Here is a 22,047-nt window from a genome sequence, read left to right as displayed (position 1 = left end):
AGCTTTAAGTTTGTAACAAAGGTAGGAGCAGTATGTTACAGCTAATGATTAACGACCAAGCGATAGCGCTCAGTCAGCAAGCGGCAGACACCATGCTGCTTAACTTCTTGCGTGAACAACGCAACTTAGTGGGGACTAAAGAAGGCTGCGCCAGTGGCGATTGTGGCGCGTGTACCGTGGTAATGGTGAGCAAGACCGCTCACGGTAAATTAAGCTACCAGCAAATTAATAGCTGTATCACTCCGCTACATTCTTTGCATAGCAAACAAATCATCACTGTAGAGTATTTAAAGCAAGGCCAGCAATTACACCCGGTTCAACAAGCGGTAGTAGATAAACACGGCAGCCAGTGCGGATTTTGTACTCCTGGCTTTGTAATGTCTTTGTATGCCTTATCACGCCAAAAGCAACAACCTGAACATCCCGAAGACTACCTAGCTGGCAACCTGTGTCGCTGCACCGGCTATGGCCCGCTAATAGAAGCCGCTCAACAAGTAGCCGCTGCGCCCGCAGCCGATGATCATATTCAGCAAAATGAAGCTGCTGTACAACACTGGATGGGCGAATGTGAGCCGCTAGATAGCGTTAATTATTGGCAACCTAATAACCGCCAAGAGCTTGCCGAAATACGCCAACAACACCCCGACGCGAAATGGATAGGCGGCGGCACAGATTTAGCCTTAGAAGTTACGCAGCTGCATCAGCGCATTCCCAAGATCATCGATCTCACCGCCCTACCAGAGTTAAGCAAAATCGAACGACTTGACGGTGGCTGGCGGATAGGCGCCGCCGTACCCTTAAGTGACGTTCATACTTTTATGCAGCAACACTACCCCACTACCGATGAGATTTTTGCGCGATTAGGCAGTATCACCATTCGCCACCGCGCCACCTTAGGCGGCAGTTTGGGTAACGCCTCACCTATTGGCGATATCGCACCGCTTTTGATCAGTTTGAACGGAAAAATTGAATTAGATGATGGCTACAGCACCGAACTATATGCTCCAGAAGATTACATCACTGGTTACCGTGAAACGCGCTTAAAGCCAGAGCAATGGATTAGCGCAATTCACTTGCCCGATTTAGACCCCGACATTCAGCATCAAATCTACAAAGTCAGTAAGCGCTATGAAGATGATATTGCCACGGTGGTATTAGCCGTAGCGCTCAAATACGACAGCAATAAACTGGTAAGCCACTGCGTGATTTCTGCCGGTGGTGTAGCCGCAAAGTCAGTGCGCTTAGCTGAGCTAGAAAACTGTTTGCTAGGCGAAACCTTTACCCCCAAAAAGCTTAAACAACTACAAGCGTTGGTGCCGCAATTTATCAAGCCGATTGACGATGTAAGAGCCAGCGCTGCTTATCGAGTGATGCTAGTGCAAAACCTGCTCAAGCGCTTCTATTTATACTGCCACCAATTGCCAACGAGGTTAGCTGCCCATGCGTAAACTAACGACTCAGCAATTACATCAAGTGGGTGTTAGCGAGATTGTAGGCCAATCTGTCCCTCACGAAAGTGCAGCGAAACAAGTGGCTGGCGAGGCACTATTTGTAGACGACCAAAACCTGCCCGCAGGGTGTTTACACGCTGCTGTTATTACCAGCCAAATTGCCAAGGGTAGTATTAGTCAGCAACAACTTGACTCACTCAGTGACAATCCAGACGTAGTGGCGGTTATTCGCTGTGACGATATTCCCGGTCATCAAGATATTGGGCCAATATTCCCAGGTGACCCCTTGCTCAGTGAGCAGGAGATTCGCTATCACCAGCAACCGATTGCGCTAGTACTCTGCCATAACCACCAGCGTGCCTGGCAAGTTGCAGCGCAAGCAAGCCAAAATGTAGTGCAATATCAGCAACAAGCAGAGCCTATATTAAACGCTGCGCAAGCTAAACAAGCCAGCAACCCAACTCCCTTTGTTCGCCCTGCTCATCGAATGGGCAAAGCGGTAAGCCAAGACACACTTAAGCAAAGCGAACTTGTGCTCAGCGGCGAGCAACACATCGGTGGACAAGAACACTTCTATTTAGAAGGGCAAGTAAGCCTAGCGATGCCAAGCGAAGACGGTATTTTACTGTATACCTCTTCACAGCATCCTAGCGAAGTACAAAAACTGATTGCCGAAGTGCTCAATATTGCCTTTCATCGAGTCACGGTAGATATGCGCCGCATGGGTGGCGGCTTTGGCGGCAAAGAAACCCAAGCCGCCCAATGGGCATGCTTGGCTAGCCTCGCGGCTTGGCGAACCGGTAAGCCAGTAAAAATTCGTTTACCACGCAGCGTAGATATGGCGGTAACCGGTAAACGCCATCCCTTTTACAATCGCTATCAACTAGGTGTAAGCCGTGATGGTGTGATTGAAAGTGCCAAGCTAGAAGTAAACGGGCTATGTGGTCACTCGCCAGATTTGTCTGACGCCATTGTTGACCGAGCGATGTTCCATAGTGACAACGCCTACAGCCTAAGTCAGGCAGAAGTAGTGGGTAATCGCCTTAAAACCGATACCGTATCGCACACAGCCTTTCGTGGTTTTGGTGGCCCTCAAGGCATGATGCTTATCGAGCAAGCCATGCAAGACATTGCCATTGCTACTGGCCAAGACGCCTTAGATGTTCGCTACAAAAACCTTTACCACGCAGGCAATGCCACCACCCATTACGGCATGCCCGTTGAGCAGCACCAAGATATGTGTAACTTGCTCAAACAACTTGAACAAAATGCCGACTACCGTAAGCGGCGCCAACAAATAAACCAATGGAACCACAGTAATCCCACCATTAAAAAAGGGCTGGCGCTAAGCCCAGTTAAGTTTGGCATTTCTTTTACTGCCAAACACCTTAACCAAGCGGGTGCATTAATTAACGTGTATACCGACGGCAGTGTTCAGCTAAACCATGGCGGTACTGAAATGGGCCAAGGTTTACATACCAAGGTGCAGCAAATTGTGGCGCAAACTCTTGGTATTCCTTTTGACTACGTGCTCATCACATCCACGCGTACCGACAAAGTACCGAATACCTCGCCTACCGCAGCGTCTTCGGGCAGTGACCTAAACGGCATGGCAGCGCATTTGGCGGCCGCAGACATTAAGCAACGTTTGTTAGATTTTGCGCAAAGCCACTACCAAGTCAGCGAAGAGCACATTCAATTTGAAAATGGCCAAGTTATTGTAGGTGAAAATACTATTAGCTGGGGTGAACTGGTGCAGCAAGCGTACATGCATCGGGTGTCACTTTCTGCCACGGGCTTCTATAAAACACCGAAGATTTGGTACAACCGTGAGCAAGCCGAAGGCCGACCGTTTTACTACTTTTCCTTAGGCGCTGCTTGTAGCGAAATAAGCATAGATACCCTTACCGGAGAAATGAGCCTAGACCGAGTCGATATTCTGCATGATGTGGGCGCTAGCCTTAATCCTGCCATTGATATTGGCCAAATTGAAGGCGCGTTTATTCAAGGTGTAGGTTGGCTAACCACTGAAGAATTAGTGTGGAATGAGCAAGGTCGCCTGCTAAGTCAAAGCCCAGCTAACTACAAAATCCCCACTATTGGCGATTACCCTAAACAAATGAACATTAGTTTGTTTGACCAAATGAACCCCGAACACAGCATCTACCGCTCAAAGGCGGTGGGCGAACCCCCCTTTATGTTAGCCATTAGCGCCTGGTGCGCCATTTATGATGCGGTTGCATCAATTAGCCAGCATCAGCTCGCACCGCAGTTAAATGCTCCCGCCACTGGCGAGCGAATACTTATGGCCTGCCAACGCCAATTTGATTATTTGGAGGCGCAAGATGCATAACTGGAATCAGAGTTTACAACCTCACAATTGGTTAGACGCGTGTGGCTATTTGAAGGAGCAACAACAGGCTTATTGCATTGCGACGGTTATTGCTGAAGCGGGTTCTACTCCCCGTGCGAATGGTGCAAAAATGGTGATTAGCCAACAGCAGCAATTCGATACCCTAGGTGGTGGAAATCTAGAATATCAGGTGATCAAGCACGCCCGTGATCATCTGCGACACGGCCAAAACGGTACTCAAATAGAGCGTTTTTCATTAGCGGCCGATTTAGCCCAATGTTGCGGTGGCGCGGTGCAAGTACTGTTTGAATATTTCGCGGTTAAACAAGCACATATCACCATTTATGGCGCAGGCCATGTTAGCCATGCACTGTGCCAAATACTGTCACAACTGCCGTTTAGCCTAGAGGTGATTGATAATCGACAAGACTGGTTGGACTCAATCGCCAAATTAGGTGTGAACACCCACTATCATCCAGAGCCAGTACAAACCATTAGCGAACTAAAATCAGCCAGTAATGTGCTGATTTTAAGCCAAGACCATAGTTTAGATTTTGAACTGAGTTTGGCCGCACTAACGCGCCAAGATTTACACTTTGTCGGCGTGATTGGTTCGGCCATCAAAGCCCAGCGATTTAAATACCGACTAGCAGAAAAGCTGGCTAAGCCAGAGCTTAGTGAGCAATTGGTGTGTCCTATTGGCTTACCTGAAGTGAAAGGGAAATTACCAATGCAAGTAGCCGTGTCGGTGAGTGCCCAACTGATCAGCCTATTGCATAACGATTACTCAAACGCTGATCAGCCAGTCTTAATCAGCACTAAAAGAAACCAACATAAACAACAGTGGCAAACGGTTAACTCTCTGCGTAAACAACTGGCCGGAGAAAGCAATGAGCAATAACCAAGTGCAACAAACGCTAAGTGAGTTAAACAACTTGCCGCTTAGCCAGTTTATTAGCGAAATGGCCAGTATATGCACCAGTAAAACCTGGCTGCAACAGCTGGCCAGTTTACGCCCTTTTCAATCACCCGAGCATTGCTACCAAATGGCCATGCAAGCCTTTAGTCAGCTAACTGAGCAGGACTGGTTAGAGGCCTTTGCTGGTCACCCGATGATTGGTGATTTAAGCAGCCTGCAAAAAAAATACAGCCAAGGCAAAAACTTAAGCCAAGCTGAACAAGCCCAAGTGGCCGATGCTCAACAAACTACCCTACACGCGCTACTTAAACTAAATCAAGATTACCTACGCCGTTACGGCTTCATTTTCATCGTGTGCGCCAGCGGTAAGTCAGCCGAACAAATGCTGCACTTATTACAGCAACGTTATGGCCAAAGTCGCCAACAGGAATTAATCACTGCTGCCAAGCAACAGCAGCAAATCAGCCTTATTAGAATGGAGAACTTATTTTGAGCACATTGAGCTGCCATGTACTAGATACCAGTTGTGGCCAGCCTGCGGCTGGCATTCCCGTAGAAATTTTTCGATTTGGCGAAACTCAGAGTTTAGCTAAAGGCGTCACTAATCAAGATGGCCGCTTTAGCTTTGCCGAATTACAGTTAGACGCCGATTGTTACTGCCTGCGTTTTATCACCGAAGACTACTGTAATGAACACTTTAAACAGTGCTTCTTTCCCTTAGCTGATGTGGTGTTTAACAGCGAAGAAAGCCAAGCCCATTACCACATTCCTCTGCTATTAAGTGGCTTTAGCTACTCAACCTATCGAGGCAGCTAATATGACGCGACAGATTCATCGCGGCAGCATATTGCATTTTCCTAAAGCCAGCCTAAATCCCAGTGAGCATTATCAATATTGGGAAGATGGCGTATTAATGGTTAAGCACGGTCTTATTGCTCACCTTGGTGACGCTAAAGACTTCCTTCAAGCAGAGACTACGCCGCTAGCGCAATTACCCATTGTTGAACATCAAGGCTTAATCATTCCGGGCTTAATTGATAGCCATGTGCATTATCCCCAAGTTGAAGTGATTGCCAGTTTTGGCAAGCAACTATTAGATTGGCTAAATACCTACACCTTCCCTGCAGAACAACAGTTTATTGAGGCCGCATACGCCCGCGGCCAAGCTGAGTTTTTCTTACAGCAACTATTTGCTCATGGCACCACCACTGCCAGCGTGTATGCCACGGTTCATCCGCAATCCGTCACTAGCTTTTTTGAAGCCGCCCAAAGCCATAACGCACGGATGATTTGCGGCAAAGTATTAATGGACAGAAACTGCCCCGCGGCGCTGCAAGATACTCCAGATAGTGGCTATTACGAGAGCAAGCAATTGATTGAGCAGTGGCATAAAAATGGTCGTCAGTTGTACGCCATTACTCCACGGTTTGCGCCCACTTCTAGTGAAGCTCAACTGGCTAAGGCTGGCCAATTAGCCAATGAACATCCAGACACATTCATTCAAACTCACTTGTCTGAAAACCCCAACGAAGTGCAATGGATTAACGAGCTATTCCCTGATTACTCCGACTACTTGGCAGTGTACGAAGCCCATGATTTAGTTAGAGAAAAGTCGCTATTTGGACATGGTATCCATCTCACCGACAGGGAATACATCGCTTTAGCCGCATCGGGCGCTACCATCAATTTTTGCCCTTCATCAAACCTGTTTTTAGGCAGCGGATTATTTAACTACCAGCGTGCCCAAGCCAACGGGGTTTCGGTCGCCCTCGCCAGCGATGTTGGCGGCGGTACTAGCCTAAGCATGTTTGCTAACCAAGCCGATGCCTACAAGGTATGTCAGCTACAACAAACCAGCCTAAGCCCTTTCGATTCCTTGTATTTGTGTACTCAAGGCGCAGCCGTTGCCATGGGCGTAGACACCCAAGTAGGCAATTTAAATGTGGGCAGCGAAGCGGACTTTGTTGAACTTGATATGCAGCCCACGCCAATGCTTAGCCAGCGCTTAAATAAAGCGCGCGATTTAAGTGAACAGTTATTTGCCATTAACACCTTAGGTGACGACCGCATGATTAACGCCACCTATGTAGCAGGTAAGCAAGTTTATAAAAAAGGACAACACTATGTGGCCACAGCTGTATGAATGGTTAGCACTATTTATTAAATGGTTTCATGTTATTGCAGGCATCGCCTGGATAGGTGCGAGCTTTTATTTTGTTTGGTTAGACAACAACCTAAAGACGCCGCCAGATTGGAAAAAACAAAAAGGCATTAAAGGCGACTTATGGGCTGTGCATGGCGGAGGCTTTTACGAAGTTGCCAAATACCAAGTCGGCCCAGAGAAAATGCCCGAGAAACTGCATTGGTTTAAATGGGAAGCCTATAGCACTTGGATAAGCGGCACCTTGCTGCTGTTTTGGATTTATTATTTACGGGCCGACGCCTACTTAATCGACCCCCAAATAATGGCACTAGGTACCACTCAAGCTATTGCCTTAGGAGTGGGCGGTATTACTTTAGGCTTTGCCCTATACGAAGGGTTATTACGTTCGCCCATTGCCAACAAACCTCTGCTGCTTAGCTTGAGCTTGGTAATCATTGGCGCGCTATTTTGTTATGGCTTCACTCAAGTATTTAGTGGCCGCGGGGCATTTATTCATATGGGTGCGTTAATTGGCACCATTATGGTGGCCAACGTTTGGATTAAAATTATTCCCGGCCAAAAGCAAATGGTGGCACAAGTTAGCGCAGGCGAAACCGTAGACCCCGCACCGGGTTTAGAAGCTAAACGCCGATCGGTGCACAATAATTACCTCACCCTGCCGGTGATTTTTTTGATGATTAGCAATCATTACCCAATGATTTACCAACATAGCCACAGCTGGTTAATACTGTGCACCTTAATTGGTTTAAGCGCTTGGATCCGCCACTTCTTTAACTTAAAACATCAAGGCGTTCACAAACCTGCCATTATTGTCAGCGGCGCTGCAGGTTTACTGATACTGGCGGTGTTTTTGAGCTGGAGTGGCAGCCAAGCTAAATTGGTGTCGTTGGCCGAAGATATGCAAACCGGACTAAATACAGAGCAACAGCAAATAATGACCATAATCAATCAACGCTGTGCCAGTTGTCACAGCCGCGCTACCACCGATGACATGTTTACCGCAGCACAAGGTGGGGTAATGTTGGATTCATGGCAAGATGTTGAAAGGTGGAAACAACGAATTGTGGCCCGCGCAACAGAAACTAAAGACATGCCATTTTTAAACAAAACCCAAATCACTGAGGGCGAACGACAAATGCTTAAACAAGTGTTAGGTGCCCCCTAAAAACTCAGGTTACCAATAAGTTCGCTCGTTAAACCAAGGGACGGTTTATGCTAGATTCGTCGTTAGGCTGGGCCACTACTGGAGGAAAAGTGGCGGCTTAAAAATAGCCTTTCATCGATTAATGAAAGGCTATTTGCTTGATAGCTAAAGTAAAACCATAAAGGCAAAACAATACCAGTACATAACCTTATTTATCAGGCGTACAATCTTCCAATTCTTGGGTAGACCACAGCCCGCATTGCATAGTGCTAGTTCCGTCTGGATTGTATACATAAACGGTATAATCATCCGTATTGGTGTGCACATGCACTGTTTGTGTCTGCTGTGTTTGCTCTAGATCTGACGAGGTATATACGTTCTTCACACGGCGCCAACCCGCTGCTCCATACGCATCAGTATTTTCAAAAGCAGTATCGATATAATTTAATTGATTAAGCTCTGAACCATCTAAATCATCAATATCGTCTCCAAGACCGATTAAATGCTCCATGCCAGATGGATTTTCGGAATCAAACGAATGATAAGACTCGGTCAGCAAAGTATTTCCGTTATCACTAAATACTTTTGTAATTAGGCTTTGAGTGGTATTGCCCAAGCGTTCAAATGCCAAACAGCTTTCCCAAGATGATTCATAAACCGGAGAGTTTGCAGAGTTAGCAACCCCATATGCCAAGTCTGCTATCTGAGTATAAGTTTCTGATACTCCGCAATAATAACTTGGAACCTCTAGCGTCCATTCATTACTACGCGTTAAATAAAAATCTTCAGCATACTCTACGCTATCACTTAATTTCGTACGCTGAGAGTATTGCTCAACAACAGCAAGTATTTCTGACAAATCATCTGACACTTGGTTAGTTCTACTTGCCCAATTACCCGTTGACGCTTGTACAAACTCTCGGCGATACCAACTGTCATCATAACGCTGAAAATTGTCACTCAAGCCAATGAAATACTCAACAAAGACATAGTCAGCTTCAGGGTTGTTTTCCTCCAACACTAAAGTTTCAGCATATGATGCCTGTAAACCGGGAACTAAAGCTTGAGCTAGTTCGTGTAGCTCAGTATTACCAGACTCAATATAGTCACCATATAGCTCGTCAATGGTGATGTTGTAACGCTGGGCCGTTCGGAACTCTTGTTGCTCTAATCGATCGGTGATTTTCTCACGTAAGGCCAGATCTGCAATGACACTTTGACAACTTAGTTGCTCCCCATCTCTTGCTAGTTCTTTCTCAACAGACTCCCAAACAATGCTAGAGAGAGGCGTAAGGTTTAGCAGCTCTTCATCTGTTCCCATGGCAAATGGCGGGGGCGATATCATCGTATAGGCTTCGGTTATGGGGGTATCTGGACTATCTGAATCGATGGCTCCTACAGGTACATGGGTTACGGTAGGAACGTATAAAGAACACTCAGTTAAGGTTTCATTTAGTAGCAGGTCAAACTCACCATTTTCATCTGTTACAGCACTTGGCTCATTCTCGTCTAGCTCTCCATTAAAATTTACATCTAGAAAAACTGTGGCTCCAGAAATGTAACCATCAATAACCTTCCCTGATAGTATGGATGTATTACCTGATGGGCTGCTATCCGAGCCACCGCAACCAGTCAGTGAGGCGGTGATAACAGAGGCAACTAGCGTGAAAACATATCTACGCATAATTCTTTTATTCCTTGAAAAGATGATTATTAATAGGATACATGACCCCCACATCCGAAAAAGGATAAAAATCCAAAATAAATATAAAATTATCATATAGAGGCTAACTACCCACCACGATAAAGCACAAAAAACCAACAATGTAATAATACACAGTGTAAGAAACAGGTTTCAAGTGACCAAAGTCAGTCAAAAAACATTGATATAGATTTGGAATGACTCAACCCGTGGAGCAACAGTGAACGCGGATATTGTTAACGCAATAAAACAAGAGAGAAATGCCATAAATGACTAAGTGTTTCGAATACTTAAAGATGTAATCATCAGCTTGAGTACGATGTTAAAAGCCAACAAAGAGATAGTATTGCTAGCTCTACGCTAACTAAAAACATGTCTTTTTATTCAAAGCCTAACTAGCAATAAAGGGTTAATATGAAAGCCGTGAGACATACTAAAATACCACTGCCTCTATTTACTAAAAATAGAGGATGTGGCTTGATTTAGCATCAAGCTAAAGTTAAAAGCGTTAGGTGGCTCAGCACTACAGCTGCCCTTGCCAGTTTTGGTCACAAGCTTGAAAACGCCCGCGAATGGTGGTCAATAACTCTTGCTCAAGTGGGCCTGCGTTAACTTGCCCTATGTTAGCCGCAATGTGCTCTAAGTTAATACTACCAATGATGGCGGTATCAACCCCATAGGTAAATACGCTAAAGCGAATAGCCATCTCTAACTCAGACATGCCAAAATCAATCGCCATAGCGTGCATTCTTGCCCAATACGCTTCAGCATAGTGACCTGTAGGACGCTCACTAAAACGCCAAGGTGCATTGGCAATAGGTCTTTTCGCTATCATTCCCATCCCTCTTTCTTTCGCGCGGGGTAGTTGATTATCAATGATGTGTTGGTCACAAAAGTTAAGGGATGCCATGATACTGTCGAAACGATTTGAATGAACAGCAAGCGACAAGTCATCATTCTCACCGGAGTAAGCTTTTACTCTTATTTTCTGTTGATGTTTAAGTTCATCCAAGGCATCAATAACGCTGCCATCTTTTAATACTGCTGCAGGACAACTGTGCAAATGAACGATATCAAGCACATCGGTTTTCATTAGTGTTAATGCTCGTTCTACCCCAGCAATAATGCAACTGTAAGTCCAGTCTTGATGACCTTCTACACCATAACCCACTTTAGTAGAGAGAACATAATCGTCTCGACGATGACTAATGTACTTACCTATTCGCTCTTCAGATAAGCCATAACCTCTGGCTGTATCTATAAGGTTTATCCCTAAATCTAAAGCACCATTAAGTAGGGCTTCGGCCTGACCTTCACTTACCTCTGTAGCACCAATAGCTCCGGCCCCATAACCAATAGCAGACGTTTGCAGGCCAGTAGTACCAAATTCACGAAGTAGCATCATCTATATCCTTTTCAATTTGTATATTTATGCTGAAATAACCGATAACGAGATCGCCACCTTAAGCAAAATTAGTAACAGTGCGTCTGCCTGTATAGTACAAATTATTCTACTGACGAATATCCAAAGTGAAAGAGAGTTAAAGATAAAATAAGGAGAATAACAGCCTTTTAGTGCGAATTTGAATTTGTCGTGGTGGAGTGAATAAATTAAACTGAACATGCTCTAAAAATAGGCACTCTAACCCTCGCAAGCTTTAAGAAAAAACCTTTACCATATGCTTAAGCCTGATCTATTCGCTAACTCTGTGTGGGGAAGTGAAGCAAACACATTTGATCGCCAATGAAGCAGGAAGTAGTCGCGACAAAACTGTCATTTAAAACGTACGACCTAGTAAACGTAAGCATTACGCCAACCGCTAGCATTGGCTTAGTTAAAAACTCACCATTATCTAAAGCTATTTACCATGAGTACTTCACTCATAGCTAATTGACCTCCACGAATACCGGCAGGTTTAGCCGCTTTTCCTACCGCGATAATCATGCCAATAACATGGTCTGATGGAAGCTTTATCAGCTCGGCCAGTTGCTCAGCATCAAAGCCAATCATTGGGCAACTGTCGTAACCCAAACCCTTCGCCGCTAGCATTAACGTTTGTGCGGCCATGCCGCAAGAGCGCATCGCTTCATCACGTTGCAACTCTGCTTTACCTTGGTAAAAGTTACCTAACATTCCCACCAGCAAGCTTTGGGTTTTAGCATCAACAGCAGACCAATAACGCTCAGGGCTATCGGCCCAAGCTTGAGTATCGGCACACAGTATAATCAGCTCAGCCGCCTCACTCACCTGCGCTTGCCCCCAAGCAGCTTGCTTAACTTGCTCTCGCATACCGACATCGGTAATTCGAACAAAGCGCCAATGCTGAATGTTGTAAGAGGTAGGAGACAATAGCACCGCCTCCATCATTTGGGTGAAATGTTGCGGCTCCATTGCTGCATTTGTATCAAAGTGTTTAACGGCGCGGCGTTGTTGTATAGCAGTAAACAGTTCCATGGTGGCTCCATAAGCTAAAGAAGGTTAATCGATTCCTGTTTAGCTTAATTTGTTTCATATTTGGTGATAATACGGAAAATAGTAAAGATACTGTTGAGCTTAAGTTTACAGTTTACCTGTCTTTACTATGCACTTATCAATAAATAGACCGCACGCTTATTTCTTCAAAAAGAGATGTATCAGTAATGTTTAAGCCCAAAACATCAGCTAAGATAATGAGGCTTTCATCGTTTTTTCAACAAGCTAGGTGTAAAAAAGGCAAGAACATTGAACGTATATTTAAGACAGCCAGAGCGCGCTGATTTAGAGGAACTCAGCGAGTGTTACCAAAACAGCGAGATTTTTCATCGCCCTTGGAGCTACCCGCCTAAAAACGTGCGCGCTTATTTGGAAGAGGAACACCGCCAATTAGTGTGTTTAGCTGAAACTGGCGAGATCGTTGGTACTTTTAATATCTCGGCGATCATTCGAGGTCATTTTCAGTCAGCTTATCTTAGCTACGAAGTGTTCCACCCTCACCAGGCCAATGGCTATATGAAAGCAGGTATTCGCCTATTACTAAACTACGCCTTTGAAGAGTTAAATTTACACCGCTTAGAAGCCAATATTCAGCCCGGTAACAAAGCCTCTATATCGTTGGTGGCTAAAGCAGGGTTTGTGAAAGAAGGCTTATCTAAAAGCTACTTAAACATTGGCGGTAAAGGCTGGAAAGACCACGAACGCTGGGCCATTCTTAACCCTAAGTGGCGAGCGACTTAAAGCTTGGTTAAAAACATGCAAAGTCTTGTTGCTGCGCGCGAACACAGCAACAAGATCGACTTTCATCTATCTACGTCAATAACCTAAATTTTTCCCCCGTAAATGTTCTAATAGGATTACCGCGCTCAACCTGCCAGTGATGCTGCCAACGCAATTTTTCTTGCTTACTAACGCTCTCCTGTTCATTCATTTCCAGTTTTTGTATCAGTAAGGTTCGAGCCATCCGTTTATTTGCATGCTGGCTACGTTCACTTTCAACCCTTACAGACAAGCCTGAAGCGATATGAATGGCTCGCACCGCTGAGTCTGTGGTATTAACATGTTGACCTCCGGCCCCTGAAGCTCGGCATGTTTGAAAGCTTAATTCAGCACTATATTTAGCATCATTTATTTCGTAACAACGTCCGCTAAAATACCAATTTCTTCGTTTATGCTTTAGCCTAAATGTACTACGGCAAACCCATAACAAAGGCCCTTGCCATGATTCTGCATATTGCAAAGCATCTTTCGGGTTTTCAGCTTCTAACTTTAACAGTATCGATTTAAAGCAATCTATTTCACTCGTTTCAGCTACTTCGACCAGCTCTAGGTGTATAGATTTCTTTTTGCATTGCTTTTCAATTACCTTTAAAGCTAAACCAAGCGCCTTACAACATTCTAGTGGTCCCTGCCCCGCAGAGAGTTGTAATAAAATCATCCAGAACAACTCCCATTAGTTTTAAACGTCAACATAGGGCGAAGCTTTGCAACTAACTCGATTAAACCGGCGTCTAGCATATCGCTAATGACACTTTCACAGCTTTTGTAAGCTTGTGGTGCCTCATCATATAAAAGCTCTTTATTTCCACAAATCACTCTGCTGCCTAACGCAGTTTTAATCATGTCTTCGCGCTTATATTTATGACTTAAGCGTCCTTGGCATTCTCCTCGTTTCCACTTTCTTCCGGCACCATGCGCAAGAGAAAATAAATTGGTTGTTTGAGTGTTGTCTACTCTTGGCTTTACTAGGTAAGTGTAATCTCCGCGAGAACCAGGGATGACAACATAACCTTGGTCACTTGGAGTGGCCCCTTTTCTATGTAACCAGCCTTGTTGATTACCAATTGCCTTCGACATTACTAGATTGTGGTTTACATCAAGCGACGGTGTTCCTGAGCAACCAACAGCATCTAAGAAACGTAATGCAATAAGCTCTCGATTAAGTTCTGCCCAACGAACAGCTTCATCGTGTTTATCAATGTACTTTAAAAATGCTGCGCTACCATTCAACAGCCCGTTGTGATTAAACTGCGTTACATGCTCAAGTAAAATAGATTGGCCTAAGCCTCGCGATCCAGAATGAACCAACAACAAGAGTTGTTTGTTATCTATTCCAAGCTCATCAAGCCCCAGCTGAGAATAAACTTCATCAATGGCCTGAAATTCAGCAAAGTGGTTACCACCACCAATGGTTCCAAGCGCGTAGTCAAAATCAGCATTAACAATATTTTTATCATGTTTGCGCTTATCAATGAGCGATAACCAAGTTTCATCTAAAGGCTCTTCAATATCTTTAAGCTTTTTCTCTAACTTATTTAAGTTTAACTTTGCTTGTTTTATTGATGTTTGCCAAAGTGCCATACCGCAGCCAATGTCATTACCTACTAGCGCAGGATATACCCGCTCTTTGGTGTGAAAAGCTGCACCAATTGGGTAACCCCTTCCAGGGTGTAGATCAGGCATACCAGCTACAAGGTTCATACTCGGTAGATCTGAAGTTTTTTTGAGTTGCTGTATTGCCAGCCCTTCTATCCAAGTTTCTTTGGACGCTATAAGGCTAACTTTATTTGTTATTTTTTGGACGGATTTGCCCATAATACCAATTCCCTTTAATCAGGATTTAAAACGAAAAACGAATTGGCAGGTCTTTTTCAAGAAGGAAATAAAGCGAGGGATTATTGAATCTAAGTGTATTGGTCACCCAATTATATAAGCACCAAACTAAGATTTTTTTACCGAGCAAGACCTGCAAAGGTTGGGATTAATGTAGTCATATTGTTTCTCCTTTACAGATAATGTAGTAAATAATTGAGTGACGATATTAGGCAAAGATATTTTGTAAATCAATGAATAATTGATAATAAAGCAAATATAATCACAGGGTGGTAATTCCTTCTCCAATATTTATACAACTAACTACCAAGCTCCCAATAAGGCTGATCTGCCGCTAAGTACTCCACAGCAAAATCTATAAACGCCCTCACCTTTGCTGGTAAATATTGGCGTTCGGCAAATACCGCGTGAATGGTTTTGTTGGGCATTTTAAACTCATCTAACAATGTCACTAAACGGCCGGCTTTAATATCTGGCCCAGCAACAAAGGTAGGCAAACGGCCGATGCCTAATCCCTGCAGCATGGCATCACGCAAGGCTTCACTGTTATTGACTCGATAATTGCCTTTTACCTCTATTGATTGTGATTGTCCGTCACGCATAAACGTCCACTCTTTTACATCTTGCGAATAACTAAACTGTAAGCAGTTATGCTGGCTTAACTGCTCTATTTGCGTGGGAGTGCCATGTAATTTTAGGTAGGCTGGCGAGGCGCACAATACGCTATTTAGCGGTGCTAATTTGCGTACAATAAGCGATGAATCGGGCAAGTCGCCAGCGCGAATAGCAAGATCAAAACCCTCGGCAACTAAATCATTGACCTTGTCGTCCATCATCATATCAATGCTGATTTTGGGATAACGCGTTAAAAACTCGGCGATTAGCGGGGCAATATGCAAACGACCAAAAGACATCGGCGTATTTATTCGCAGCAAGCCTTGCGGCTCCCCTTGTAATTGCGCCACTGCGTCTTCGGCATCTTTAGCGGCATTATGCGCTTTGGCAGCATGCTCAAAATAGTGTTTTCCCGCCTCGGTTAAACTGAGTTTACGGGTCGTTCGATGTAGCAACTTTACGCCAAGGTGTTGTTCTAACTGGTTTACCCGCTTGCTCACCGCCGATTTAGAAATACCCAAACTGCGCGCTGCAGGCGAAAAACCTCCGCTTTCCACCACTGCAACAAACACAGGAATTGCCGAAAACCCATCCATAGCTTCACCAATGTCAACTTAAACTCAACAGTTATTATCAAATTTAGGGAATTATCAGTCAATACGATTACGATTAAACTGGCGCTGCTTCCTTAAATGAGATATTCACAATGATCAACAGCCAGCACTTAGCGCCAGCAAACTCATTAATAAACACCAACAAAGGCACCCACGGCTTAATGCTCATCATGGTGGCATTGGTGGCTAGCTCGTTTCCCGTGGGCGCAGCTATTACTTATGCCCTTCCACCAGTGGTGATGATGTTTCTGCGTTTTTTTCTGGCCGCCCTATTGTTCGCCCCTTATGTAATAGCGAAAAACGGCTGGGCACTACCACCACTGCGCGCCTTGTTCGGCTATGCCTTACTTAGCATTCCCTTGGTAATATTTTTTTGGTGTATGTTCGAAGCCTTGCGTCATACCAGCGCCATTAACACTGGTGCACTTTATACCACCTTGCCAGCAATGACAGCGCTCGCCAGTTACATAATCAATCAACAAACCATAAGTAAGCGCCGCCAACTGGGCTTATTAATAGGCACCGTAGGCGCTTTATGGATTGTATTTCGCGGCCAAATTAGCGCTCTGGTTAACTTGCAGCTGAACAGTGGCGACCTGTTGTTTTTGGTGGGTTGCTTAAGCTTAAGTGTGTATAACCCCTTAATGAAAAAACGCTATCGTGGTGAGCGCCAAGAGCTAATGACCTTTTGGGTTATCTTGTTTGGTGCCGTTTGGTTATTGGTATTAGCGTTACCCAGTTTTAGCCAAATAGATTGGAGCAATGTTCCATTTAAGGTATATGCGGGCATTAGTTACCTGGCCTTGTTTACCACTCTTATTACCTTCTTCTTATTACAAATTGGCACCTTAAAACTGGGGCCAATTAAGGTGGCAGCGTACAGCTATTTAACCCCACTATTTGTTATTTTACTCACCGTTTTAATGGGTATAGAACAACTAGATTGGCAAACCTTACCAGGTGCAGGGTTCATTTTGATAGCAATGTTATTAATCCAAAACGAGCCTAGATAAGCGCTATTTTTGTTGACCAAGGCTGTGCTTCTCCAATAAGGTGTGCGTAGTTTTTGCAAACGCTACAGGAAGTACACTATGGCACAAGCTGATACCACAAGTTTCATAGAAATCCTCACCCAAGATCCAGACCAAATTCGCTTTGAAGATAGCATGGCTATTATTGAAGCTAACTACAGTTTTACCCCGTGCGCGTTTAGCAACGGTGAACAAAATAATGCCGCTGGAGAAAACTCCGGTTCATGTAAAGTGTTTGCTTTTGCCCAGCTACAAGCCTTAAGTAAGCAGCAAACTCTCGCCTTATTTGGCCAGTACTACCAAGATGTACTGGATACCCCTCAAGGTGAAGATCATCAAAACATTCGTCAGTTTATAAAAAATGGGTGGGACGGGATTTCATTCTCTCAGCCAGCCTTAAGTAAAAAAGTATAAACACCAAAAAAGCCGCATTAGCGGCTTTTAAACAAATCTATAGTCTTATACTGCATACGTATCGCTTATTTGAGCATTCGTTATTACATTTCAAATATAAGTAAATCACACCAAAGAGTCGCTACACATAGTACAGATGTCGCAAAGGCTAACCGCCTATGTTTTACCTTATTATACGTGATGTGTATGTAAGCTTGAGCACACCTAGCAATAACAAATGTCCAAGCCGCTAAAAGCCCTATAATACTGTCAATACCTAGCCCAATGTAAATTGAACATACCGCATAAAAAAGAACAGGAACTTCAAACAAGTTATTGAAGCAACGCGTCGTTTTTATCATCTCTACTGGTACATCTTGTGCTTGCATCAGCTTAAAATAGTCGGCTGATACTAATCCATTTTTAACACATAATGCCCGTGTTTTGACGCTAATCAATCCCACTAGTCCAGTCAGCAGAAAAAGAACAAAAATGGCGTAAACCATGTGTAACTCCTTAAGTAGTTAAACAAGGCTTGATTCTACTGGGTACCTTTATATGATAAAGATCATATAAAAATGATTTGAGCGATAACATGCCTTTTTCAAAAGCACATAAAGAAAAAACGAGAGTTCGGATACTCATTGGTGCTAAGGCGCTGTTTTCCAATAAAGGGTTTGATGCAGTAACGGTAAACGAAGTAATGGAACACTGCTCACTCACCAGAGGCGCTTTTTACGCACATTTCAAAAGTAAATCAGAGCTATATAAAGAAGCGTTAACGTTTTCTGCGGCCAGTAGTCAACTAACACAAAATAAGCCGAAAAACACATCTACCAAAGAGTGGCTAAGCTACTTATTAGACGGCTACTTAAGTATTGAGCATGTGCGGGGGAAAAAACCTTGCCCTCTTGCATTCTTAGCTACAGATATAGTTTCTAGAGATAGTTCAACCAAAGAAACATATGCCAACACCTACCAAAATTTCAATGCAATTATTATGGATTATGCTGGATTCAATTCACCTAGTAACAAGGCTGATATTTTGTCATTAACATCAATGATCATTGGTGCAGTGGCTATTTCAAGAACTATAGATGACCCAAACGTAGTGAATGAAATCCTCACTTCGTGTAGGCAGCAGGCGCAAAAGATATTAGGTGGAATATAAGCCGTGAACTAAACCTAGTAATAAGCTAGCCACGACAAGCATACTTTGAACGGATCTAAACCGTTACGATACTGTTTAGCGCACCTAAAATTAAAAGAACCACCAATAGAGCAATTACATACATAACAACAAATTGGAAAGTGATAGCGCTTACCCCCATAACTGCAGCACCTGCTGCAATACGTGGAGGCTCTTTTTGAGTAAAAGAAACAACTGCAAGTATGGTTGCTAGGCCACCTAATAATGAAATTGTGACGTCTATGACTTTATCTGTACTCCAATCAGCTTTATGTGTTTCACTTACCACTTGTTTTCCAGATAAAGCATTTAAAGCCGCAGTTCTAATCGACACCGCTTTTTCGGCAACAAGTGTTTCAATGGTTGGTTGAGGCGAAAAAGGGCCAGCCCAAAAAATCTCGCTAATGCTGCGAGCAAAGAAATGGCCCCTAAAAACATCCCTATATGTCCGAATTTCAATCCCTTTCCTCGTTCAATATGATGAAGATAACTCAATTGCCCAATAGAGCATGATATAGCAACACCAAGCCCTAGGTTAAACTGGGCATGACTGTGGTCATCTACTATTACTTATACTCGTTATTACTCGTAAATAGGCGCATCATAGTTATAGCCTTCATCGGAATAGGCGGTAACCATTGCATCCTCCACTAAGCCTGTCTCTGCCTGAACCTGTGTTTCGAAAAAGTGTTGTACTTGTTTTCTACGACCATGTGCAGACCAAGATTCAGGGTTATCCCAAACTTCGTTAAATACAATTGGGTATTCGTTTCTGGTAGCGCTTGGATGGTCAATTTGTCGCGTCAGCATGTACTGAATACACCCTTTCTCGCGATAAGAATCTGGCTCAAGGGCTTTAAGCACCTCAAATAACTCAGCTTCCTTTCCTGCTTTTGGCTTGAATTGAGCTAATACATATACACGGCTTGTCATAAGATTCTCTTTCTTTTTAAGGTTTAGGGAAATAGTAAATAATTGTAGAAGAAACTAACAGAGTAAAACGAGCTTAAATAGTGAGGATACTTTAGATCGGTCAAGCCAAGCGTTGCTATAGAAGGCTTAGTACACAGCCTTAAGCCAGAGTGGTTTGATTAGACAAATTCAGACCTATTTTATTTTCAATCAAAACCTTTGCCACATTCACTACAACAGTTAGTGGGCAACTTCCAACCAGAGGGATTCACTGATTTGTAAATGACAGGCTCTCCACAATCATTGCACCTAAGAGTTAACACATACAGTCCAAAGTAAGCTAGATAGCCAATGGCGGCCCCATATGTGATAGATACTGTTCCTAGACTACTTTGAAATGAGCCTTTATCACCGAACAACGCATTAACGGTACACAGTACGATAAGGATCATTACCCGAAAATAAAAACTCTTGACCATCCTTGTCACTAAATCACTCCTATTGATAACGATTCGCTAAAAAACAAGTAATCGTATTCTACTGACTTTAAAGTCAAAAAATATTCAACTCAAGTGCCAAAGTGCGAGGTATTGATCTCGTCACGCACCAATTATGCCCCCTTGGTCGAATGCCTTATAAAGTGGCTAAAATACGACCTATTTAACCAGCTTCGAAAGGTAGGGAATATTACGGTGGAGGTTATTCCACGGTAGTCCGTAGCCTATTAACATGTCGTTGTTTGGCATTTCATAGGCATAGTGCTGGGTTACCGGAATATCTACTCGCCCAGGCTTTACAAACAAGGTGGCAATGCTGATGGATTTGAGCGAGTAAGACTCGCTTAAGTAACTCACCAAGCGCTTCATGGTGCCGCCCGACTCGATGGCGTCATCAACCACAATCACATGCTGGTTCTCAATCGTGATATTTTGATGGAATACAATGGTGGAGTTGTTATTGCTGTCGCCCGGCGTATGCGGGCAAGAGATGGTATCCATGCCAATATCAAAGCTTAATTCTCGCACGAGATCTGCAGTAAACAATATGCCACCCGGTACAACGCTAATAATAATAGCACTCTCGCCTTGGTATTTTTGATTAAGTTGCTCTGCTACTTTGCTTACGCCCTGCTGGATTTGGCGCTGGCTTAGCACTAACTCACCAATGTGTTTATTGCTCATATCACTACCTTTTCACTTTTATTTACCGTTACTGTTCAATTTTTTGAGACTACTTTACTGGCACTTCGGCATGCTGAAGTGCATTAGTTTTCGGCCACAATTTTAGCCGTTCGGTGCTAAACAACATAACACCACTAAAGATAGACAAGGCTATTGGCAGCGCGATAAACGATGTTGAACCGGCAATCACACCAATCAATGGTGGCATTAAAGTAGTACCCACATAAGCACAGGCCATAGACAAACCAATAATGGCCTGTGAGGCTTGTTTGCCAAAACGCACAGGCGTGAGGTGAATAGTATTGGGGTAAATAGGCGCGCAGCCTAAACCAATAAGAATCAGCCCCAATTTAGAGACTAGCGGTGAAATAGGCGCAAGTAACAATACTACGCCTACAAAAATAGTGATTACGCCCACTCTAATCAGTTTGTCTTCTGCTACGCGCTCGGCAATAAAACCACAGAAAAAACGCCCAAGAGTAATACCTAAAAAGTACATAGCTGTCCAAAATGCGGCAACCGATGCACTCACGCCCTTTTCGGTAATTAGGTAACTGGCCGCCCACAAACCGGTACCCGCCTCTAAAGAGCAATAACAGAAAAAAGTGAGTAGCTGTAGTTTCACACCTTTAATCTTTAAGGCACTGCTATTGCTGATTAAAGCTTGCGGCTCGCCACCAGCTCTTAATGCTTCACTGGCGGCTTTTTTCCATAAAGGGAGTGCCAGTAAAAGCACGGCCACCAAAGCAAACTGAATGTAAGAAATGGTGGTGTAACCCTCTCGCCAGCCCTGTTGTTGGCTTAAGTACATGGCCATAATTAGTGGCCCAGCGGTGGCCCCTACTCCCCAAAAAGAGTGTAGGTAATTCATATGTTTGGCTTTGTAGTTAAGCGCGACAAAGTTGTTTAAAGCGGCATCTACCGCGCCAGCACCTAAGCCCAACGGCACTGCTAGTAATACCAAGAGCCAAACATTATCAGCATAACTAAAGCCATAAAGCGCTATGGCGGTCATCAATACACTTACCGCCACCACTTTTCCTGTACCAAAGTGGTGGGTAACTCGGCTAGATAACAGACTTGATACCACCGTACCTGCGCTCACTACGATGGCGATGACCCCAGCAAACTCGAGATTTGAGTTAAGATCGCCACTCATAATCGGCCAAGACGAGCCCAATAATGAGTCGGGTAAGCCTAAACTGATAAAGGCTAAATAGATTATGGCAAGTAGTAACAACATCAAACAGGGCTCTGGAGTGGTTTTATAAAAACGATACTCCCAATAACTAT

General features: G+C 44.0%; 22 protein-coding genes. 11 read left to right on the top strand and 11 right to left on the bottom strand.

Annotation, left to right across the window (positions count from 1 at the left end; all coding sequences use genetic code 11):
* Positions 1-32: 32 nt before the first annotated feature.
* Genes xdhA through Q4549_RS00305 form a run of 7 tightly spaced genes read left to right on the top strand, consistent with a single transcriptional unit; the run spans position 33 to position 8,052 of the window.
* Positions 33-1,448, top strand: a complete 1,416-nt coding sequence (gene xdhA / locus Q4549_RS00335; protein ID WP_303553561.1) for a xanthine dehydrogenase small subunit — start codon at positions 33-35, stop codon at positions 1,446-1,448.
* Positions 1,441-3,804: a xanthine dehydrogenase molybdopterin binding subunit gene (gene xdhB, locus Q4549_RS00330; RefSeq protein WP_303553562.1), complete on the top strand. Its 2,364-nt coding sequence runs from the start codon at positions 1,441-1,443 to the stop codon at positions 3,802-3,804. Before xdhA ends, xdhB begins: the two co-directional genes overlap by 8 nt.
* On the top strand, positions 3,797-4,705 hold the full coding sequence (xdhC, locus tag Q4549_RS00325) for a xanthine dehydrogenase accessory protein XdhC (protein WP_303553563.1): 909 nt from the start codon (positions 3,797-3,799) through the stop codon (positions 4,703-4,705). The genes xdhB and xdhC overlap by 8 nt, the downstream gene beginning before the upstream one ends.
* Positions 4,695-5,216, top strand: coding sequence for a 2-oxo-4-hydroxy-4-carboxy-5-ureidoimidazoline decarboxylase (gene uraD, locus Q4549_RS00320; protein ID WP_303553564.1), 522 nt, complete (start codon positions 4,695-4,697; stop codon positions 5,214-5,216). The genes xdhC and uraD overlap by 11 nt, the downstream gene beginning before the upstream one ends.
* Positions 5,213-5,539, top strand: coding sequence for a hydroxyisourate hydrolase (gene uraH / locus Q4549_RS00315; protein ID WP_303553565.1), 327 nt, complete (start codon positions 5,213-5,215; stop codon positions 5,537-5,539). Before uraD ends, uraH begins: the two co-directional genes overlap by 4 nt.
* Before the next feature lies 1 nt (position 5,540).
* Positions 5,541-6,866, top strand: a complete 1,326-nt coding sequence (guaD, locus tag Q4549_RS00310; protein WP_303553566.1) for a guanine deaminase — start codon at positions 5,541-5,543, stop codon at positions 6,864-6,866.
* Positions 6,847-8,052 (top strand): urate hydroxylase PuuD, encoded by a 1,206-nt coding sequence (locus tag Q4549_RS00305; protein ID WP_303553567.1) that lies wholly within the window; start codon positions 6,847-6,849, stop codon positions 8,050-8,052. The genes guaD and Q4549_RS00305 overlap by 20 nt, the downstream gene beginning before the upstream one ends.
* 187 nt (positions 8,053-8,239) lie before the next feature.
* Here Q4549_RS00305 and Q4549_RS00300 read toward each other — a convergent pair whose 3' ends face one another.
* The 3 genes from Q4549_RS00300 to Q4549_RS00290 form a co-directional block, all read right to left on the bottom strand.
* Positions 8,240-9,715, bottom strand: coding sequence for a hypothetical protein (locus tag Q4549_RS00300; RefSeq protein WP_303553568.1), 1,476 nt, complete (start codon positions 9,713-9,715; stop codon positions 8,240-8,242).
* 541 nt (positions 9,716-10,256) lie between these two features.
* Entirely contained in the window at positions 10,257-11,138 is an 882-nt protein-coding gene (locus Q4549_RS00295; protein WP_303553569.1) for an aldo/keto reductase, read from the bottom strand.
* Positions 11,139-11,582: 444 nt separating this feature from the next.
* Complete coding sequence (locus Q4549_RS00290; protein WP_303553570.1) at positions 11,583-12,188, bottom strand: nitroreductase family protein; 606 nt, start codon at positions 12,186-12,188, stop codon at positions 11,583-11,585.
* A 267-nt stretch (positions 12,189-12,455) separates the two neighbouring features.
* Here Q4549_RS00290 and Q4549_RS00285 point away from each other — a divergent pair, with 267 nt between their 5' ends.
* A complete protein-coding gene (locus Q4549_RS00285; RefSeq protein ID WP_303553571.1) occupies positions 12,456-12,947 on the top strand; it encodes a GNAT family N-acetyltransferase in 492 nt (163 codons plus the stop codon).
* Between the two features lie 70 nt (positions 12,948-13,017).
* On the opposite strand, the gene prfH is transcribed toward Q4549_RS00285, so the two are convergent.
* The 3 genes from prfH to Q4549_RS00270 form a co-directional block, all read right to left on the bottom strand.
* Positions 13,018-13,644, bottom strand: coding sequence for a peptide chain release factor H (gene prfH, locus Q4549_RS00280; protein WP_303553572.1), 627 nt, complete (start codon positions 13,642-13,644; stop codon positions 13,018-13,020).
* On the bottom strand, positions 13,641-14,801 hold the full coding sequence (locus Q4549_RS00275) for an RNA ligase RtcB family protein (protein ID WP_303553574.1): 1,161 nt from the start codon (positions 14,799-14,801) through the stop codon (positions 13,641-13,643). The genes prfH and Q4549_RS00275 overlap by 4 nt, the downstream gene beginning before the upstream one ends.
* 317 nt (positions 14,802-15,118) lie before the next feature.
* Entirely contained in the window at positions 15,119-16,030 is a 912-nt protein-coding gene (locus Q4549_RS00270; RefSeq protein ID WP_303553575.1) for a LysR family transcriptional regulator, read from the bottom strand.
* Positions 16,031-16,140: 110 nt separating this feature from the next.
* On the opposite strand from Q4549_RS00270, the gene Q4549_RS00265 reads away from it, so the two are divergent.
* On the top strand, positions 16,141-17,061 hold the full coding sequence (locus Q4549_RS00265; RefSeq protein WP_303553576.1) for a DMT family transporter: 921 nt from the start codon (positions 16,141-16,143) through the stop codon (positions 17,059-17,061).
* A 78-nt stretch (positions 17,062-17,139) separates the two neighbouring features.
* On the top strand, positions 17,140-17,493 hold the full coding sequence (locus tag Q4549_RS00260) for a HopJ type III effector protein (protein WP_303553577.1): 354 nt from the start codon (positions 17,140-17,142) through the stop codon (positions 17,491-17,493).
* An 83-nt stretch (positions 17,494-17,576) separates the two neighbouring features.
* Here the strand turns inward: Q4549_RS00260 and Q4549_RS00255 are convergent, their stop codons facing one another.
* Positions 17,577-17,978 carry an MAPEG family protein gene (locus Q4549_RS00255; protein ID WP_303515325.1) on the bottom strand — a complete coding sequence of 134 codons (402 nt, stop codon included), beginning with the start codon at positions 17,976-17,978 and terminating at the stop codon, positions 17,577-17,579.
* 89 nt (positions 17,979-18,067) lie between these two features.
* Between Q4549_RS00255 and Q4549_RS00250 the strand changes: the two genes are divergently transcribed.
* A complete protein-coding gene (locus Q4549_RS00250) occupies positions 18,068-18,643 on the top strand; it encodes a TetR/AcrR family transcriptional regulator (RefSeq protein ID WP_303553578.1) in 576 nt (191 codons plus the stop codon).
* Between the two features lie 55 nt (positions 18,644-18,698).
* Here Q4549_RS00250 and Q4549_RS00245 read toward each other — a convergent pair whose 3' ends face one another.
* The 4 genes from Q4549_RS00245 to Q4549_RS00230 form a co-directional block, all read right to left on the bottom strand.
* On the bottom strand, positions 18,699-18,995 hold the full coding sequence (locus Q4549_RS00245; protein ID WP_303553579.1) for a hypothetical protein: 297 nt from the start codon (positions 18,993-18,995) through the stop codon (positions 18,699-18,701).
* Between the two features lie 248 nt (positions 18,996-19,243).
* Positions 19,244-19,594: a putative quinol monooxygenase gene (locus Q4549_RS00240; RefSeq protein ID WP_303553580.1), complete on the bottom strand. Its 351-nt coding sequence runs from the start codon at positions 19,592-19,594 to the stop codon at positions 19,244-19,246.
* A gap of 635 nt (positions 19,595-20,229) precedes the next feature.
* Positions 20,230-20,754 (bottom strand): phosphoribosyltransferase, encoded by a 525-nt coding sequence (locus Q4549_RS00235; RefSeq protein ID WP_303553581.1) that lies wholly within the window; start codon positions 20,752-20,754, stop codon positions 20,230-20,232.
* Between the two features lie 49 nt (positions 20,755-20,803).
* Complete coding sequence (locus Q4549_RS00230; RefSeq protein WP_303553582.1) at positions 20,804-21,997, bottom strand: sugar MFS transporter; 1,194 nt, start codon at positions 21,995-21,997, stop codon at positions 20,804-20,806.
* Positions 21,998-22,047: the final 50 nt, after the last annotated feature.

This window comes from Agarivorans sp. 2_MG-2023, assembly GCF_030548085.1.
Taxonomy (GTDB): Bacteria; Pseudomonadota; Gammaproteobacteria; order Enterobacterales; family Celerinatantimonadaceae; genus Agarivorans.
Note: the sequence above shows the minus strand (reverse complement) of the source record. Positions and strands in the feature narration are given on the sequence as shown.

Bases quoted from the DNA above. Each gene is read 5' to 3' on its own strand.
- xdhA (WP_303553561.1), top strand. From the start codon at position 33: ATGTTACAGCTAATGATTAACGACCAAGCGATAGCGCTCAGTCAGCAA.
- xdhB (WP_303553562.1), top strand. From the start codon at position 1,441: ATGCGTAAACTAACGACTCAGCAATTACATCAAGTGGGTGTTAGCGAG.
- xdhC (WP_303553563.1), top strand. From the start codon at position 3,797: ATGCATAACTGGAATCAGAGTTTACAACCTCACAATTGGTTAGACGCG.
- uraD (WP_303553564.1), top strand. From the start codon at position 4,695: ATGAGCAATAACCAAGTGCAACAAACGCTAAGTGAGTTAAACAACTTG.
- guaD (WP_303553566.1), top strand. From the start codon at position 5,541: ATGACGCGACAGATTCATCGCGGCAGCATATTGCATTTTCCTAAAGCC.
- Q4549_RS00305 (WP_303553567.1), top strand. From the start codon at position 6,847: ATGTGGCCACAGCTGTATGAATGGTTAGCACTATTTATTAAATGGTTT.
- Q4549_RS00300 (WP_303553568.1), bottom strand. From the start codon at position 9,715: ATGCGTAGATATGTTTTCACGCTAGTTGCCTCTGTTATCACCGCCTCA.
- Q4549_RS00295 (WP_303553569.1), bottom strand. From the start codon at position 11,138: ATGATGCTACTTCGTGAATTTGGTACTACTGGCCTGCAAACGTCTGCT.
- Q4549_RS00290 (WP_303553570.1), bottom strand. From the start codon at position 12,188: ATGGAACTGTTTACTGCTATACAACAACGCCGCGCCGTTAAACACTTT.
- prfH (WP_303553572.1), bottom strand. From the start codon at position 13,644: ATGATTTTATTACAACTCTCTGCGGGGCAGGGACCACTAGAATGTTGT.
- Q4549_RS00275 (WP_303553574.1), bottom strand. From the start codon at position 14,801: ATGGGCAAATCCGTCCAAAAAATAACAAATAAAGTTAGCCTTATAGCG.
- Q4549_RS00270 (WP_303553575.1), bottom strand. From the start codon at position 16,030: ATGGATGGGTTTTCGGCAATTCCTGTGTTTGTTGCAGTGGTGGAAAGC.
- Q4549_RS00265 (WP_303553576.1), top strand. From the start codon at position 16,141: ATGATCAACAGCCAGCACTTAGCGCCAGCAAACTCATTAATAAACACC.
- Q4549_RS00260 (WP_303553577.1), top strand. From the start codon at position 17,140: ATGGCACAAGCTGATACCACAAGTTTCATAGAAATCCTCACCCAAGAT.
- Q4549_RS00255 (WP_303515325.1), bottom strand. From the start codon at position 17,978: ATGGTTTACGCCATTTTTGTTCTTTTTCTGCTGACTGGACTAGTGGGA.
- Q4549_RS00250 (WP_303553578.1), top strand. From the start codon at position 18,068: ATGCCTTTTTCAAAAGCACATAAAGAAAAAACGAGAGTTCGGATACTC.
- Q4549_RS00240 (WP_303553580.1), bottom strand. From the start codon at position 19,594: ATGACAAGCCGTGTATATGTATTAGCTCAATTCAAGCCAAAAGCAGGA.
- Q4549_RS00235 (WP_303553581.1), bottom strand. From the start codon at position 20,754: ATGAGCAATAAACACATTGGTGAGTTAGTGCTAAGCCAGCGCCAAATC.
- Q4549_RS00230 (WP_303553582.1), bottom strand. From the start codon at position 21,997: ATGTTGTTACTACTTGCCATAATCTATTTAGCCTTTATCAGTTTAGGC.